The organism is Agromyces sp. P2_B3 (assembly GCF_056404815.1).
In genome coordinates this window covers 1-16,016 of sequence record NZ_JBFUDH010000014.1, presented here as the reverse complement: position 1 = coordinate 16,016, position 16,016 = coordinate 1, and the positions used below count along the sequence as shown (strand labels likewise).

The 16,016-nt window shown below is 72.1% G+C and carries 18 protein-coding genes; 5 read left to right on the top strand and 13 right to left on the bottom strand.

Translation table 11 applies throughout. The features are described from left to right. Positions 1 to 197 precede the first annotated feature (197 nt). The 3 genes from AC1DZA_RS16450 to AC1DZA_RS16440 all read right to left on the bottom strand — a co-directional run bounded on the left by AC1DZA_RS16450 (position 198) and on the right by AC1DZA_RS16440 (position 2,667). The gene (locus AC1DZA_RS16450; RefSeq protein WP_476773557.1) at positions 198 to 1,175 is read right to left on the bottom strand and encodes a type IV toxin-antitoxin system AbiEi family antitoxin domain-containing protein; all 978 of its coding nucleotides are present in this window, start codon (positions 1,173 to 1,175) and stop codon (positions 198 to 200) included. A gap of 122 nt (positions 1,176 to 1,297) precedes the next feature. After that, complete coding sequence (locus tag AC1DZA_RS16445) at positions 1,298 to 1,861, bottom strand: dihydrofolate reductase (protein ID WP_476773556.1); 564 nt, start codon at positions 1,859 to 1,861, stop codon at positions 1,298 to 1,300. Beyond that, positions 1,858 to 2,667 (bottom strand): thymidylate synthase, encoded by an 810-nt coding sequence (locus tag AC1DZA_RS16440; RefSeq protein WP_476773555.1) that lies wholly within the window; start codon positions 2,665 to 2,667, stop codon positions 1,858 to 1,860. Before AC1DZA_RS16440 ends, AC1DZA_RS16445 begins: the two co-directional genes overlap by 4 nt. Before the next feature lie 132 nt (positions 2,668 to 2,799). Here AC1DZA_RS16440 and AC1DZA_RS16435 point away from each other — a divergent pair, with 132 nt between their 5' ends. Genes AC1DZA_RS16435 through AC1DZA_RS16420 form a run of 4 tightly spaced genes read left to right on the top strand, consistent with a single transcriptional unit; the run spans position 2,800 to position 5,071 of the window. Further along, complete coding sequence (locus AC1DZA_RS16435; RefSeq protein WP_476773554.1) at positions 2,800 to 3,240, top strand: thioredoxin family protein; 441 nt, start codon at positions 2,800 to 2,802, stop codon at positions 3,238 to 3,240. Then, positions 3,227 to 3,685 carry a DUF4395 domain-containing protein gene (locus tag AC1DZA_RS16430; protein ID WP_476773553.1) on the top strand — a complete coding sequence of 153 codons (459 nt, stop codon included), beginning with the start codon at positions 3,227 to 3,229 and terminating at the stop codon, positions 3,683 to 3,685. Before AC1DZA_RS16435 ends, AC1DZA_RS16430 begins: the two co-directional genes overlap by 14 nt. Positions 3,686 to 3,742: 57 nt before the next feature. Further along, complete coding sequence (locus AC1DZA_RS16425; RefSeq protein ID WP_476761057.1) at positions 3,743 to 4,165, top strand: OsmC family peroxiredoxin; 423 nt, start codon at positions 3,743 to 3,745, stop codon at positions 4,163 to 4,165. Positions 4,166 to 4,168: 3 nt separating this feature from the next. Next, positions 4,169 to 5,071 (top strand): TIGR01777 family oxidoreductase, encoded by a 903-nt coding sequence (locus AC1DZA_RS16420; protein ID WP_476773552.1) that lies wholly within the window; start codon positions 4,169 to 4,171, stop codon positions 5,069 to 5,071. Here the strand turns inward: AC1DZA_RS16420 and AC1DZA_RS16415 are convergent. Next, the gene (locus AC1DZA_RS16415; protein WP_476773551.1) at positions 5,046 to 5,486 is read right to left on the bottom strand and encodes a hypothetical protein; all 441 of its coding nucleotides are present in this window, start codon (positions 5,484 to 5,486) and stop codon (positions 5,046 to 5,048) included. The genes AC1DZA_RS16420 and AC1DZA_RS16415 overlap by 26 nt on opposite strands. Beyond that, a complete protein-coding gene (gene dapB, locus AC1DZA_RS16410) occupies positions 5,483 to 6,232 on the bottom strand; it encodes a 4-hydroxy-tetrahydrodipicolinate reductase (protein WP_476773550.1) in 750 nt (249 codons plus the stop codon). The genes AC1DZA_RS16415 and dapB overlap by 4 nt, the downstream gene beginning before the upstream one ends. Positions 6,233 to 6,294: 62 nt before the next feature. Here dapB and AC1DZA_RS16405 point away from each other — a divergent pair, with 62 nt between their 5' ends. Then, complete coding sequence (locus tag AC1DZA_RS16405) at positions 6,295 to 6,783, top strand: GNAT family N-acetyltransferase (protein WP_476773549.1); 489 nt, start codon at positions 6,295 to 6,297, stop codon at positions 6,781 to 6,783. A gap of 69 nt (positions 6,784 to 6,852) precedes the next feature. Here AC1DZA_RS16405 and AC1DZA_RS16400 read toward each other — a convergent pair whose 3' ends face one another. The 8 genes from AC1DZA_RS16400 to AC1DZA_RS16365 all read right to left on the bottom strand — a co-directional run. Then, the gene (locus tag AC1DZA_RS16400) at positions 6,853 to 7,455 is read right to left on the bottom strand and encodes a histidine phosphatase family protein (RefSeq protein ID WP_476761062.1); all 603 of its coding nucleotides are present in this window, start codon (positions 7,453 to 7,455) and stop codon (positions 6,853 to 6,855) included. Positions 7,456 to 7,495: 40 nt separating this feature from the next. Beyond that, positions 7,496 to 8,881 carry a M16 family metallopeptidase gene (locus tag AC1DZA_RS16395; RefSeq protein ID WP_476773548.1) on the bottom strand — a complete coding sequence of 462 codons (1,386 nt, stop codon included), beginning with the start codon at positions 8,879 to 8,881 and terminating at the stop codon, positions 7,496 to 7,498. Positions 8,882 to 8,992: 111 nt separating this feature from the next. Further along, positions 8,993 to 10,084, bottom strand: coding sequence for an aldo/keto reductase (locus AC1DZA_RS16390; protein WP_476773547.1), 1,092 nt, complete (start codon positions 10,082 to 10,084; stop codon positions 8,993 to 8,995). Between the two features lie 193 nt (positions 10,085 to 10,277). Further along, a complete protein-coding gene (locus tag AC1DZA_RS16385) occupies positions 10,278 to 11,099 on the bottom strand; it encodes an HpcH/HpaI aldolase/citrate lyase family protein (protein WP_476773546.1) in 822 nt (273 codons plus the stop codon). After that, entirely contained in the window at positions 11,096 to 11,650 is a 555-nt protein-coding gene (locus AC1DZA_RS16380; RefSeq protein WP_476763875.1) for a MaoC family dehydratase, read from the bottom strand. The genes AC1DZA_RS16385 and AC1DZA_RS16380 overlap by 4 nt, the downstream gene beginning before the upstream one ends. 9 nt (positions 11,651 to 11,659) lie before the next feature. Next, positions 11,660 to 12,820: an acyl-CoA dehydrogenase family protein gene (locus tag AC1DZA_RS16375; RefSeq protein ID WP_476773545.1), complete on the bottom strand. Its 1,161-nt coding sequence runs from the start codon at positions 12,818 to 12,820 to the stop codon at positions 11,660 to 11,662. 8 nt (positions 12,821 to 12,828) lie between these two features. Then, on the bottom strand, positions 12,829 to 14,904 hold the full coding sequence (locus AC1DZA_RS16370; protein WP_476773544.1) for an acetyl/propionyl/methylcrotonyl-CoA carboxylase subunit alpha: 2,076 nt from the start codon (positions 14,902 to 14,904) through the stop codon (positions 12,829 to 12,831). A 146-nt stretch (positions 14,905 to 15,050) separates the two neighbouring features. Further along, positions 15,051 to 16,016, bottom strand: a 966-nt coding sequence (locus tag AC1DZA_RS16365) for a cytochrome b/b6 domain-containing protein (RefSeq protein ID WP_476773543.1), incomplete at its 5' end; no start/stop codon positions are given.

Below are 16,016 nucleotides of genomic sequence, written 5' to 3'. Positions count from 1 at the left end.
CGCCCGTCGCCCGCGCGACCCGGTGATGCCGATGATGCCGATGATGCCGATGGTCAGGCTTCGCGGATATACGATCCAGCAGTCCGGTCGGAAGTGCGGATCCGCGGCGCGCCGGATCGTATATCCGCCGATTGATGCACTGCGGATCGCCCGGCGGATCGATCGGCGTCAAGGAGAGCGAGGAGGCCGAGAGCCGTTCAGGCGAAGCGCACTCGTTCGGCCCACGGCTCGAGGTGAGCACCTCGGCGAGTCGTCTCGATGATCGCCTGCTCGACCACCGGCCAGTCGTGCATCACGAGCTCGTAGTCGAACCGGAGCGTCTGGAAGCCGTGTCCGGCCGCGACGGCATCGCGCAGTCGATCACGGTGTCGGCCATCGGGGCCGTCATGACCCACCCGACCATCGACCTCGAGGATGAGTCGATCTCCGAGCACGAAGTCGACCCGCCCGACACCGGGGATCTCGACTTGGGTTCGGAGCCCCAGTCCGAGTCGATGCAGGCGGAGCCGCAAGAGCGACTCGAGCCCGCTCTCCGCGTCGGTCCGCGCGAAATCCACCAGCCATCGAGCCGACTCGGTGATGCGGTTTCGTAGCTCTCCACGGGCGGCCGCACCCAGCCGCCCGAGGTGCAGGGCTGACTCGAGCGTGACGAAGAATGCGTCCTCCCCGAGGCATCCGCGGATCTGGAGCAGTGCGTCGACGAGCGGTACTTCGGTCGACGAGAACTGGAGTGCGTTCCAGTGCTGAACGCAATCGCATGCGGCATGGACCAGCGCATGTCCGTTCGCGGGAAGCGAGACATGCACGCGTTCGTCGAGGGGCAAGACCCAGAGTCCGTGCCGACGAGCGACCGACACGCAGGCGAGCACGCCGCCGTGCCGAAGCGCCACCATCGTCGGCCATGGAACATCGGGGCTGGCATACAGGCCGGATCGGATTCGGATCACCTCACCGCTGACGGTCGCCCGACGCAGCGAGCGCGCGTCGATGCCGAAGGCTCGGAGTTGGGAAGTCCGGGCGGCGCCGCCCAGCTCACGACAGAGTCTTCCCAGCTCACCGACGGCCCAACGCGATTGCATTCGACGATGCTGCGACCCCCGACCGCCGCCGCCTCCCGTCCAAGCTGCTGTCGTGCAAGAACCGTGATCGTCGGCATCGGTGGAGGACGAGTGCATTGCCGCACTCGCGGATATACGATCCGCCACGCCGCGCGATCGGCGGATCCGCCGGGGTGGCGGATCGTATATCCGCCGTTTGTGACACGTGCCGCGCGCGCGTGAGCGTGAGCGTGGGCGGGTCAGGCGCGGACGTAGCTGAGGAAGCGGTACTCGGGGCCGCCGCGTGAGGTGAGCCACGCGGGGTCGGATGGCTCGGCGTCGGCCCGCCGCCACACCGCCGGGTCCACCACGGGAGCAGGGGTGTCGCCCGCACGCGGTTCGATCACCGCGCCTCCGCCCGGCGCCCGGAGCTCGGTCACCTCGAGGCGGTCGGCGAGCGGCAGGGTCTGCCGGAACACCTCGGCTCCGCCGATGACCCACACGCGCGCGGGCTCCCGCGCCGCGGCGAGCGCGAGCGCCTCGTCGACGGATGCCGCGCGCTCCGCGCCCTCGGCGGCCCAGTCGGCACGACGCGTCACGACGACGTTCGCCCGCCCCGGCAGCGGCCGGAACCGCGGCGGCAGCGACTCCCACGTCTTGCGCCCCATGATCACGGGGTCGCCGAGCGTGAGCTCCTTGAAGTGCGCGAGGTCTTCGGGCACGTGCCAGGGCATGCCGCCGTCGCGGCCGATGACGCCCCCCGATTCGGCCCAGACGAGGCCGGTCGACGGACGCTGGGTCGCGGCATCCGTACCGCTCGTCATACCGCGACGGCCGCGCGGATGGCCGGGTGGTGCTCGTAGCCCTCGACGATGAAGTCGTCGTACTCGTAGTCGAAGATCGACGCCGGCGTGCGGGCGAACCGCAGGGTGGGCGGAGCGAACGGCGTGCGGGTGAGCTGCTCGGTGACCTGCTCGACGTGGTTGTCGTAGATGTGGCAGTCGCCGCCGGTCCACACGAAGTCGCCCACCTCGAGGCCCGCCTGCTGGGCGACCATGTGGGTGAGCAGGGCGTAGGAGGCGATGTTGAACGGCACCCCGAGGAACAGGTCGGCGCTGCGCTGGTAGAGCTGGCACGACAGCTTGCCGTCGGCCACGTAGAACTGGAACAGGGCGTGGCACGGGGCGAGCGCCATGTCGGGGATGTCGGCCGGGTTCCACGCCGAGACGATGAGGCGGCGGGAGTCGGGGTTCACGCGAATCTGCTCGATCACCTGCGAGATCTGGTCGATCGTCTCGCCGCCGGGCGTCGGCCACGAGCGCCACTGCACGCCGTAGACGGGACCCAGCTCGCCCGCGGCATCCGCCCACTCGTCCCAGATGGTGACGCCGTGCTCGCGGAGCCACCCGACGTTCGACGAGCCCTGCAGGAACCAGAGGAGTTCGTAGGCGATCGACTTGAAGTGCACGCGCTTCGTGGTGACGAGCGGGAACCCCTGCGAGAGGTCGAAGCGCAACTGGCGGCCGAACACGCTGCGCGTGCCGGTGCCCGTGCGATCGGTCTTGTGCGTGCCGTGCTCGAGCACGTCGCGCAGGAGGTCTTCATAGGGCGTGGGGATCGTCTCGGCCATCGCCTCGATGCTAACCCCGACGGCCGACGAGGGGGGCGGATGCCGCGGGCGAGCCGCCCGGCGTCCGCGTGACGCGGTGTCATCCTCCGTCACACGCCCCATGCCGCCGGGCGACCGCCATACCATCGCGACATGGACTGGTCGGTCGCGCTCGTCGCGGCCGTCGCGCTGCCCGCCGGGGCCACGGTGCTCGGGCTCTGGTGGCGATCACGGACGGGCCGCGTCGCCGCGGCATCCGACGTCTCGGCCCTCGACGACCTCGGACTCGCGCCGAGCGCCATCGGCAGTTCGGCGACGCTCGTGCAGTTCTCGACCGAGTACTGCAGTCGCTGCCCGTCGACGGCGCGGCGACTCGCCTCGATCGCCGCCGACTACCGGGGGGTGCGGCACGTCGAGCTCGACCTCACCCGCCGTCCCGACCTCGCCGACCGGTTCCGCGTGCTGCAGACGCCGACCGTCCTCATCCTCGACGCCGGCGGCACCGCGACCGCCCGCATCGGCGGCGTGCCCGACGCGCACGCCGTGCGCCGCCACCTCGACACCCTCACCGGGAGGTCCCGTGTCCCATCCTGAACCCGACGGCATCGATCCGCGGGGCCCGCGCTTCACCGCCGCGATCACCGCGGTGCTCCTGCTCGTCGTGGCCGTGCTCGGCTTCGGCGGCGCCGACCTCGCCGCGTGGATCCTGCTCGCCGCGCTGAGCGCGCTCTTCGCGTGGGGCGCGTTCGCCGGGGTCCGCCGGCACCCGTTCGCGCTCGTGTTCCGGCGGGTCGTGCGACCGCGACTGTCCCCGCCCGATGAGCTCGAGGATCCCCGACCGCCGACCTTCGCGCAGGGCGTCGGCTTCGCGGTGACCATCGTCGGCGTCATCCTGGGGGCGGCCGGCCTCGCCGCCGCGGTGCCGATCGCGGCATCCCTCGCGTTCGTCGCCGCGTTCCTCAACGCGGCGTTCGGCTACTGCCTCGGCTGCCAGCTGTACGTGCTGCTCGTGCGGGCACGAGTCATCCCCCGAACCTGACCGCTGGCGCATCCGCCCGGATAGGCTGGGAGCCCGTCTCGAGGAGGAGGATCCCACATGGCACTCACGAGTGAAGCGACCACCGTCTGGACCGGCACGCTGTTCGAAGGATCGGGCCAGGTGGCCCTCGACTCCTCGGGCCTCGCGACCTTCGACGTGAACTGGAAGGCGCGCAGCGAGGGCGTCGCGAACACCACGAACCCCGAGGAGATGCTCGCCGCAGCGCACTCGTCGTGCTTCTCGATGGCCCTGTCGCTCGCGCTCACCCAGGCCGGCAACCCGCCCGAGAGCATCCAGACCACGGCCGCCGTGACATTCGAGGCCGGCAAGGGGGTGCTCGGCAGCCACCTGCTCGTGAGCGCGCGCGTGCCCGGCCTCACCGAGGAGCAGTTCGAGGCCATCGCCCAGGACGCGAAGGCGAACTGCCCCATCTCGAAGGCCCTCTCGATCCCGATCACGATCGAAGCCGAGCTCGCCTAGCCCGTGCGCGTGCTCATCGCCGGTGCGTCCGGCTTCATCGGTACGGCCCTGATCGAGCGATTGCACGGCGACGGACACGAGATCGTGCGCCTGGTGCGACGCCGTGCGCAGGGCGACGACGAGGCGACCTGGTCGCCGGCCGCCGGCATCATCGACTTCACCGTCATGGATCGCGTCGACGCCGTCGTGAACCTGTCGGGTGCGTCACTCGCCCGGCTGCCGTGGACGAAGACGTACCGCGGTGAGATCAACGACTCCCGCGTGACGGCCACCCGCACGCTCGCCGACGCGATGCGGAAGGCGCGCCGGCCCCCGGCGGTGTTCCTGAGCGCCTCGGCCGTGGGCTTCTACGGCGATCGGCCCGGCGAGCTGCTCACCGAGTTCTCGAGCGCGGGCACCGGATTCCTCGCCGACGTCGTGTCGCGCTGGGAGAGCGCCGCGGCCCTCGCACCGCACGAGACCCGGTCGGTCGTCTTCCGTACGGGCATCGTCGTGGGTGAGGGCGGGGCCATGCAGCGGGTGGGCACCCTCACCCGATTCGGGCTCTCGGGGCGCCTGGGCACCGGAGGCCAGCACTGGCCGTGGATCGGCCTCGCCGACGAGGTGGGGGCGATCGTGCACCTGCTCGAGTCCCGGCTGTCGGGCGCGGTGAACCTCGTCGGCCCGACAGCGGCGACGGCCGACCGCGTGATGGCCGCGATGGCCGAGCGGATGCACCGGCCCTACACCTTCACCGTGCCGGAGCGCATGCTCGAGCTGGCGCTCGGCCGGGCCGCCGACGAACTGCTGCTGTCGAGCCAGAAGGTGCGCCCGCAGCGGCTCATCGACGACGGATACCGCTTCGAGCACGTCACGATCGAGTCGGCGCTCGACGCGATGCTCAGCGCTCCGCGCGCTCGAGCGTGATCGCACGCCGCACGGCGCCCCGCGCCCTGCGGCGGTCGCCGGCCGCATCGTAGGCGAGCCCCAGCCGGAGCCAGGCCCGCCAGGAGTCGGGCGCCGCCTCTGCGGCGTCGCGGAACGCCGGGAACGCGGCATCCGCTGCCGACCGCTCGGGTCGGCCGCTGGGCTTGACCGGGATCTCCAGCTCGAGCCCGCCCTCGTCCTCGAGCCGTCGCATGAGCGCCTGCGACCGCAGCCCGAACGAGATCTCCCGCCAGAGCGCCCATGCGGCGATGACCGGCAGCACGATGAGCGCCAGCCCGATGCCCACCGCGACGGGCTCCCCGGTGGCCATGAACTGCACGGCGCGCCAGCCCACGAGCACCACGTACAGCGCGAGGAGCACGGCCATCAGGATGGCGCCGGCCTTGCTCGTCATGAGGGGTCGGGCAGGCCGAGGTCGAGCAGCGCGTCGAGGCCGACGACGACTCCGGATGCCGCGGGCGCGCGCCGCAGCGCCAGCAGGATGCCCTGCTCGTAAGCCGAGGCCGACACCGTGGAATGGGCGATCGTCAGCGTCTCGCCCTCGCCGCCGAGCACCACCCGCTGCTCGGCGAGCACGCCCGACAGCCGGAGGCTGTGGACCGGGACCCCGGAGACGAGCTGGCCGCGGGCGCGCTGGTCGGCGTGGGGCGCGGCGACGGGGCCGACCTCGGCGCGCGCCCGGCCGATGAGCTCGGCCGTGCGCACGGCGGTACCCGACGGCGAGTCGACCTTGCCGGCGTGGTGCGCCTCGACGATCTCGATGGAGTCGAAGAAGCGGGCCGCGAGCGCCGCGAAGGCAGTGCCGAGGACGCTGCCGATCGAGAAGTTCGGGATGAAGAGCACGGCGCCCGCGTCGTCGTGGCCGCGCACGAACCGGCCGATCTCGGCGATGCGGTCGCTCGACCACCCCGAGGTGCCGACCACGATGGGGATGCCCGCGCCGGTCGCGAACTCGACGATCCCAGCGCTGGCGGCGGGGTGCGTGACGTCGAGGGCCACGTCGGCGCCGAGCATCTCGTCGAGGTCCGACCGCGAATCGAGCGCCGCGTGCAGTTCGAGGTCGTCGGATGCCTCGATGAGCTCGATCGCCAGACGCCCCATCTTGCCCGTGGCTCCGGCCACGGCGACCCGTATCGTCACCGCTTCACCCTACCAATCGCGTGGCGACGGGCTCGCGTGCGCGCCCGTCTAGGCTGGACGACATGCGGTTCCGAGCGGTCGACGTCACGGGCGCCGAGGCGCTCGCCCTGCTGGACGCGTACTTCGCGGAGCGCGCCGCGGGCTTCCCCGCCGAGCAGGGCGAATACCGTCCGACGTACCCGGTCGCCGAGCAGTTCACGCCGCCGGCCGGTGTGTTCCTGGTCGTCGAGGATGATCGCGACGACCGGGCCGAGGTGATCGGGTGCGGCGGCGTGCGGCGCATCGACTCCCGCCCCGGATCGGACGAGCCCCGCTTCGAGGTGAAGCACCTCTGGCTCGCGCCGGCCGCCCGTGGTCGTGGAGCGGGCCGGCGTCTCCTCGACGAGCTCGAGCGCCGCGCGGTGGCCTTCGGCGCGCGCGAACTGGTGCTCGACACGAACGCGAGCCTCGCGGCGGCCGGCGGTCTGTACCGGTCGAGCGGCTACGCCGAGGTCGAGCCGTACAACGCCAACCCGAACGCGACGCACTGGTACGGCAAGCACGTCGGCTGACCTGCGCCCGCCGACGGTGGCTCGGAGGGCGTACGGCCCAGAGGGCGTACGGCCCAGAGCGCGTAGGGCTCAGAGCGCGTAGGGCTCGGGGAGCCCGGAACGCAGCTCGAACGGCAGGTGCGCGAGGTCGTTGTGCACCAGCAGGTTCCACGGGCGGCCCGACTTCTGGGTGAGCACGGTCAGCCCGCAGTTGGCCTGGTGGATCGAGAGCCAGCGCCACTCGGGAGCACCGAGGGCCTCGCGCACGAGCCAGCCGATCACGAAGTTGTGCGTGATGAGGAGGTCGTGCCGGTCCTCGCGGTGCGACCGCAGGAACTCCGCTCCGGCATCCGCCATCTGGGCGCTGCCCGCCTCGATCTCCGCCTCGGTGACCGAGCCGAAGAACGGCTCGTAGACCTTGGGCGTCTCGGGGGCGGGTCCGGAGGGGATGCAGTCGAACAGCAGTGCCGAGGGCTCGGGCTTCAGCGCCGGCATCTTCGCCGCGATGATCTCGGCCGTCTCGGTGGCGCGCTGCAACGGCGAGTGCCAGGCGTTGTCGAACGGCACGCCGCCGAGCCGCTCGCCGAGCAGTTGCGCCTGCCGGCGCCCCCGCGGCGAGAGCGGACCGTCGGGCATGCCGTGCTCGGCGTCGAGCTGCTCGCCGTGGCGCACGAGGTAGAGATGGTGGGGCACTGTTCCGCTTTCGTCGGTACTGGTCGGAGGGGTTCGGACGTCAGGCGACGTCGGTGCTGGGCGCGATCTCGTCGACGGCGCCGCGGAACGCCGACTCGTCGGCCGCGCCCACCGCGACCAGCGAGAACGGCCGTGCGGCCAGGTCGGCGGCGAGCTCCTGCACGTCGTCGGCGGTGACGAGGGCGATGCGCCGCAGCGCCTCGTCGAGGTCGATGAACTCGCCCAGCGTCAGCTCGGCTCGGCCGAGCCGTGACATCCGGGTGTCGGAGTCCTCGAGCGCGAGCGCGGACGCTCCGCTCAGCTGACCGGCGGCGCGTCGCAGCTCATCGGCCGTGACGCCGTGCTCGGCCACCCGCTCGAGCTCGGTGCGCATCAGCGCGGCGACAGTGCCGGCCTTCGCCGGCGCGCAGCCGGCGTACATGCCGAACAGGCCGGCATCGGAGTATCCGGGCGCGAACGAGTAGACCGCGTAGGCCAGGCCTCGGCGCTCGCGCACCTGCTGGAACAGCCGGGACGACATGCCCGAGCCGAAGATCGCGTTCAGCACGCTCATCGTGGAGCGGCGCTCGTCGGTCGCGACGAGCCCGGGCACGCCGAGGAGCAGGTTGACCTGCTCGGTGGGCCGGGGCACGACCGTGAGGGCGGTGCCGGGCGCGAGCACCGCCGGCGCGATGCTGCGCCGCTCGACCGGCGCGCCTTCGGCGGTGAGGTCCCAGCCGTGCCGGGTGAGGGCGGCCTCGAGCTCGGCGACGAGCGCGTCGTGGTCGACCGCCCCGGCCACGGTGACCACCAGGTCTTGCGGGCGGTAGTTGGCGCGGTAGTGCTCCCACACCGCCTCGCGCGTCGCCGCGCGGATGGTCTCGGGGCTGCCGCCGATGGGGCGGCCGAGCGGATGCTCCCCGAGCACGGCCTCGAAGAAGCGCTCGTTCGCGACATCCCCCGGGTCGTCGCCCGCCATCGAGAGCTCCTCGAGGATGACACCCCGCTCGTTGTCGAACTCGACCGGGTCGAGCAGCGACGACGTGAACATGTCGGCGAGCACCTGCACCGCCATCGGCAGGTCGCGATCCTGCACCTTGGCGTAGTAGCAGGTGTACTCCTTCGCCGTGAGCGCGTTGTGCTCGCCGCCGACGGCATCGAAGGAGATGGCGATGTCGAGCGCCGTGCGGCTCGTGGTGCCCTTGAACAGCAGGTGCTCGAGGAAATGGGTCGACCCGTAGGTGGCGGGGTGCGCGGCATCCGCCTGCTGCTCGTCTCGCGAGCCGACCGCGACCCAGAAGCCGATGGTGACGCTGCGACTGCCCGGCACCTGCTCGCTGAGCACCCGAACTCCCGACGGGAGCACGCTGCGCCGAACTCGCGCGTCGCCTGCGGCTGTGAAGGAGAGTTCGGCCTGGCCGAGTGGGAGGTCGACAGCGCCGTTCATCCCGTCCAGCCTATGGCACCCGGACGTGCGGCGGTCGGATGCGTCGGCCCGCGGGCGCGGCGTCGGCCGAGCGGTCGCGCCGAGCGGTCGTGCGAGCGGGCAGCGCCGCTGCTAGGCCGACGCGCGATCGAGCTCGACGAGCTCGGAACGGTGCAGTTCGACGGATGCCGCGGCCATGAGCGCCTCGACCTGGTCGGGCTTCGTCGCGCTCACCACCGGCGCGGCCACGGTGGGCTTGGCCAGCAGCCAGGCCAGTGCGATGGTCGCGGGCTGCACGCCGTGGGCGAACGCGATCTCGTCGAGCGCGGTGAGGACGCGGTGGCCGCGTCGTCCGAGGTGGCGGGCGACGCGTTCGCCGCGTGCGTCGCGACGCACCTCGGAGCGGCGGCGCACCTGGCCGCCGAGGAACCCGTTCGCGAGCGCGAAGTACGGCAGCACGGCGAGGCCCTGGGCATGGGCGACGAGCTCGGTGGCACCCTCGAAGGGTCGACGGTCCATGAGGTTGTACTGGGCGGTGAGGAGCTCGAAGCGCGGCAGGCCGTTGGCGGCGAGGACACGCGCCTCGATGAGCCGCTCGGGCGAGAAGTCGGAGGCGCCGATGGCGAGCACCTTGCCCTCGGTGATGAGCGCGTCGACCGCGCCGAGGCTCTCCTCGAGGGGCGTCTCGGGGTCGTCTCCGTGGAAGAACAGCACGTCGATGCGATCGGTGCCGAGCCGGTCGAGGGACGCCTCGACCGCCGCTCTGAGGTCGACCGGAGCCAGCCCGTGGTGGTCGGGGTGGCGTCCGACCTTCGTCATGACGCGCATCCGATCGCGCGTGTGCCGGGTGCGCAGCCAGGAGCCGATGATCGTCTCGCTGCGGCCCGCCGCATAGCTGTCGGCCGTGTCGAGGAGGTCGCCGCCGGTGCCGGCGAAGCGGTCGAGCACCGCGTGGGAATCGTCGGCGCCGAGCGTCCACCCGAAGGTGCTGCCGCCCAGCGCGATGGGGTGTGCCAGGATGCCGGTCTCACCGAGGGTCGCGGGCATCGGCACCGTGATCGGGCCCGAGAGCGTGTTCGACTCGACGGTCTCGACGCGGAGCGCCGGCGTCGCCGACGCGGTGACGCTCAGGACGTCGTCGCGCCCCACATTCGCGAACTCCTCGATGACCGCCGAACCCGCGACGCTCGCCGCGTTGGCTCGGTAGGTATGCCGTCGTGCCACGCGCCCCTCCTCCCCAGGATTGACTCCGAGAATACGTCCTCGGGGTACGCGTCCCCCGCCAGACAGGGCGAAACGAGAGGAACCGTTACCGAATCGTTTGCGGTCCGTCCACTGGTGTCCCCCGAACGGGCGACGTCGGCGATGGAGGCGCGGGCCCGCAGCCACGCGGGCGTGCTTTCTGCGCGCCGGTCGACTAGCCGCGGCCGGAGCGGCGCACGACGGCCTCGGCCTGGCGGAGCACGGGCGCGTCCACCATCCCACCGCGGAACGCGAAGACGCCCGCACCGGCCCCGGCCGCTGCGGCCAGCACGGCACGGGCCCACTCGAGGCGCTCTGCGTCGGGTCGGTAGGCCGCACGGGCGACGTCGACCTGCGAGGGGTGGATGCACGCCGTGGCGGCGAATCCCACGGCGACGGCGTCCTCGGCCTCCTGCCGGAGGCCCTCGAGGTCGGCGATGTCGAGGTGCACGGTGTCGATGGCGGCGACGCCGTGGGCGCCCGCCGCGAGGAGCACCTGCGATCGGGCGTGCGTCGCGACGCTGCGGTAGGCGCCGTCGGCACGCCGGCTCGACGATCCGCCGAGTGAGGCCACGAGGTCCTCGGCGCCCCACATCAGCGCGGACACGTTGGGCAGGGCCGCGACCTCGGCCGCGGCGAGCACCCCCCGCGCCGTCTCGCAGAGCGCGATGACCTCGTGGTCCTCGAGGCCGACCAGGTCGGCGGTGCCCTCGCACTTGGCGAGCATCACCGTGCGGTAGGGCGTCGCGGCGAGGGCGGCGAGGTCGTCGGCGAAGTGCGGGGTCGACGCGGGGTTGACGCGCACGATGACCCGCTCGGGGTCGAGCGTGGAGGCGACGAGGGCGACCCGCGCGGCCCGCTTCGCGTCGTCGGCGACCGCGTCCTCCAGGTCGAGGATCACCGCGTCCGCCCGTTCGCCCGCCTTCCGGTAGCGATCGGGCCGGTCGGCCGGGCAGAAGAGCAGGGCCGGGCCGAAGCGGAACGGCGGATGCGTCATCCGCGGGCCGCCTCGTCGGTGGAGGGGTCGGCACCGCTCGCTGCACGCCCCGCGGACGACTGGCGCTCCCCCGCCTCGCGGGTCCACACGAGCATGGTGCGGGAGGCGGTCGCCACGACGACGCCGTCCTGGTTGCGCGCCGTGTGCTCGAGTACCACGACGCCCTGGCCCGGGCGCGACGCCGACTCCCGCTTGGACGCGACGATGCTCTCGCCGTAGAGCGTGTCGCCGACGAACACGGGCGCGGGGAACGCCACCGCACCGAAGCCCAGGTTCGCGACGAGGGTGCCCTGGGTGAGCTGGCCCACCGACTGCCCCACCAGCGTGGAGAGGGTGAACAGCGAGTTGACGAGCCGTTGGCCGAACGGCTGCTCGGCCGACCAGGCCGCGTCGAGGTGCAGCGGCTGCGGGTTCATCGTCAACGTCGTGAACAGCACGTTGTCGGCTTCCGTCACCGTTCGCCCCGGTCGGTGCAGGTAGCGCACGCCCTCCTCGAACTCCTCGAACCAGAGCCCGCGCTGCACGACCTCGCGCATCGGGACATCCGTCATGGCGACCTCCTAGCCGATGCCCAGCTCGCGTGCGATGACCATGAGCTGCACCTCGTTCGTGCCCTCGCCGATCTCGAGGATCTTCGAGTCACGGTAGTGCCTCGCCACGAGGCTCTCGTTCATGAAGCCCATGCCGCCGAAGACCTGGGTGGCGTCGCGTGAGTTGAGCATCGCCGCGTCGCTCGAGACGAGCTTCGCCATCGCGGCCTCCTTCTTGAACGGGAGGCCCGCGTCGAGGCGCCGGGCGGCGTCGTGCCAGGCGAGGCGCGCGGTGTAGACGCGAGCCTGCATCTGGGCGATGGTGAACGCGACGTACTGGTGCGAGGCGATCGGCACGCCGAAGACGTTGCGGGTCTTGGCATAGCTGAGCGCCTCGTCGAGGCAGCCCTGCGCGACGCCGGTCGCCAGGGCGGCGATCGCGATGCGGCCCTCGTCGAGGGTGCGCAGGAAGTTGGCGAAGCCGCGGCCGCGTTCGCCGAGCAGGTTCGCGGCGGGCACGCGCACGTCGTCGAACGTCAGCGGGTGCGTGTCGGAGGCGCGCCAGCCCGACTTGTCGTACCCGGGGGCGACCGTGAAGCCCGGAGTGCCGTTCGGCACGATGATCGTCGAGAGCTCCTTCGAGACCGAGCCGTCGGGACGCGTGCGCTCGCCCGTCACGGCGGTGACCGTCACGAACCGGGTGATCGGCGTGCCCGAGTTGGTGATGAACTGCTTCGACCCGTTGATGACCCACTCGTCACCGTCGAGCACGGCGGTCGTGCGCGTCGCTCCGGCGTCGGAGCCGGCTTCGGACTCGGTGAGGCCGAAGCCGCCGAGCGCGCGCCCGGCGACGAGGTCGGGCAGGTACTCGGCCTTCTGCTCCTCGGTGCCGTGCCGGTAGATGGGCATGGCGCCGAGGCCCACGGCGGCTTCGAGCGTGATCGCGATCGACTGGTCGACGCGGGCGAGCGCCTCGATCGCGAGGCACAGCGCCATGTAGTCGCCGCCCTGTCCACCGACCTCCTCGGGGAACGGGAGGCCGAACAGGCCGAGCTCGCCCATCTGGGCGACGACGTCCATCGAGAGCGTGTGCGTGCGGTCGGCCTCGTACGACTGCGGGGCGACCACCGTGTCCGCGAATTCGCAGACCATGTCGTAGAGCTGCTGTTCCTCGTCGTTCAGGTCGGGCATGGTGTTCCTCATTCCTGGTGGGATGCGTCGGGAGCGGCGCCCTCGTGAGGGTCGCTCGAAGACTGGGGGTCGGATGCCGCGGGGTGCGGCTCGATGCGGGCGACCACCTGGTCGCGCGAGACGAGATCGCCGGTCGCTGCGGCGAGGCGGACGAGGCCGGCGAGCGTGGCGAGCACGCGGTGCTCCATCTTCATGGCCTCGATCGCGACGACGGCGTCGCCCGCTTCGACGGAGGCGCCGTCGGCGACGAGCACGGCGGTGACCGTGCCGGGCATCGGGGCGCGCAGTTCGGGCGCGGCGGCGAGCCCCCCGCGTTCGGCTGCGCGTCGGCGGGCCGCGGCCCGCGCGCGGCGGTCGAGCACGGTGAAGGCGGCGGTCTCGCCGTCGCGGTGCACCCAGACCGTGCCGTCGTCATCGCGCCGCACGAGCACGCCGTCGACCTCCGCTGAGGTGTCGGTGGCGGTGTCGTCGTCGTCCGCCGCCACCTCGCGCACGTCGTCGACCGCGTCGCGCGGAGCGAGGAGCACGACCGGGGCGCGGTGCGGCCCGGGACGCCACCCGGTGGAATCCAGCCACGCACGCGGGCCTGCGGCATCCGTCGCCCCATCGTGCTCGACGCGGGCGTGTGCTGCGACGAGGTCGGCGGCCGCGGCGAGGAGCCCGGGCGAGGGCTCGGCTGCGGTGGGCTCGGGCAGCCGATCGATGAGTCCGGTGTCGAGGTCGCCCGCGCGCACCGCGGGGTCGGCGATGAGCCGGCGCAGGAAGGCGAGGTTCGTGTCGACGCCGAGCACGACCGTGTCGGCCAGCGCGCGATCGAGGCGATCGAGTGCCTCGGCGCGATCGTCGCCGTAGGCGATGACCTTGGCGAGCATCGGGTCGTAGTGCGCCGTGATCTCCTGGCCGTCGACGATCCCCCCGTCGACGCGCACGCCGGGGCCCGCGGGCTCGCGCCATGCAATCACGCGACCCGTCGAAGGGAGGAAGCCGCGTTCGGGCGCCTCCGCATAGACCCGCGCCTCGATGGCGTGGCCGGTCAGGCGCACCTCCTCCTGGGTGATCGCGAGGGGCTCATCCGCGGCGATGCGCAACTGCTGCTCGACGAGGTCGACCCCCGTGACGAGCTCGGTCACGGGATGCTCGACCTGGAGCCGGGTGTTCATCTCGATGAAGAAGAACTCGTCGGGTGCGGCATCCGACACCAGGAACTCGACCGTGCCGGCGCCGAGGTAGCCGACGCTCCGGGCCGCGTCGCAGGCGGCTGCGCCGATGCGCGCCCGGGTCGCCTCGTCGAGCAGCGGCGACGGCGCCTCCTCGATGACCTTCTGGTGGCGGCGCTGCAGGGAGCACTCGCGCTCACCGAGGTGGATCACGGTGCCGGCGGCGTCGGCGAGCACCTGCACCTCGATGTGGCGCGGCCGCTCGATCAGGCGCTCGATCAGCAGGGTGTCGTCGCCGAACGCGGCGAGCGCGATGCGGCGGGCCGCCGGGAGGGCCGCGGCGAGCTCGTCGGCATCGCGCGCGATCTGCATGCCCTTGCCGCCGCCACCCGCCGACGGCTTCACGAGCAGCGGGAATCCGACGGTGGCGGATGCGGCGAGGAGAGCCGCGTCGTCGAGCGCGGGGTCGGCGATGCCGGGCACGGTCGGCACACCGGATGCCTCGACGTGCCGCTTCGCGCGGATCTTGTCGCCCATCACCTCGAGCGCCTCGATGCCCGGGCCGACGAAGACGAGGCCCGCATCGCGGCACGCCTCGGCGAAGCCGGCGTGCTCCGAGAGGAAGCCGTAGCCCGGATGGATCGCCTGCGCGCCCGACTCGAGCGCTGCGGCGACGATGCGTTCAGGGACCAGGTAGCTCTCACTCGCGGACGCAGGGCCGATGCGCACGGCTTCGTCGGCGAGCCGCACGTGCGGCGCGCCCGCGTCGGCGTCGGAGTAGACGGCGATGGAGCGGATGCCGAGGCGGCGCAGCGTGCGGATGATGCGAACGGCGATCTCGCCGCGGTTGGCGACGAGCACCCGGTCGAAGGGGCGCGGCGATCGGGAGCGCGGCCTCGGCTCCGATCCATGATCGGGCGGGCTCATGAGCGTGACCATCCGCGCCTCTCTGCACGTCGTTCGCGCGCCATCCAGTTAGCGCGCACTAACTGGACTCGATGTTAGCGGCCATTAACTGGAATGACAAGCGGCCGCGTCGGGTCGCGGATGCTCGCCATGGAGATCTGCGAGTACTACCGACCGACCTTGCCGAACACTCCCGCGATCGGCGCCAGCACCGACGGACGTGCCGCGATCCACGCGGCGGCGATGACCACCAGGGAGGCGACGAAGATCCAGAAGCCCAGCCAGCCGTCGGCGTCCTGTGCGGCGTACATGTGGTTGAGGTTGCGGAGCGCCCCGGTCAGGAAGACGAGCGTGACGTGCACCACGATGAATCCGACGAAGTACAGCATCACGGGGAAGTGCACGGCACGCGCCCACTCCACCGGATAGCGGCGGTTGAGGGCCGCGGCGTCCTTCGGCCACGCCCCCGACATGCGCACTCCCGTCAGCACGGCGAGGGGCGCCGCGACGAAGATCGTGACGAAGTAGGCGAGCACCTGGAGGCTGTTGTAGTTGACCCACCCGTTCTCGAGCGGCCAGTCCAGCGACAGGTACTGCAGCCCCGCCGAGACGGCGTTCGGGATGATGTCCCAACTCGTCGGTACGACCCGCATCCACTGGCCGGTCGCGAAGAGCAGCACGACGAAGACGACGCCGTTCACCAGCCACAGGACGTCGAGCGACTGGTGGAACCACAGGTTCAGGCTGATCTTCCGGCCGAGCCGGGACCACCGCGGCGTCCAGAACGCCGCCGGTCGCTTCTCGGTGCGCACCTGCAGGCCCGAGCGGATGATGAGCACGATGAGGAAGACGTTGAAGAAGTGCTGCCAGCCCAGCCACGCCGGCAGTCCCACCGGTGCGCCGTCGGGCAACGGCGTCTCGCCGGGATAGGTCGCGACGAAGTCCTCCATGAACTCGAGCCCCAGGAACCAGCGCGTGAGCTGCACGACGATGGTTGCGGCGCCGATGATCGCGAGGATGCCGACGACGGATGCCCCGGCCCACTGTCGGCCGGTCAGGGGGCCGAACCGCGAGGCGACCGACGGCGGCGGCGCCACGCGTGCCGCCGCAGGCGCCGCGAGCGGCTCGGCGGG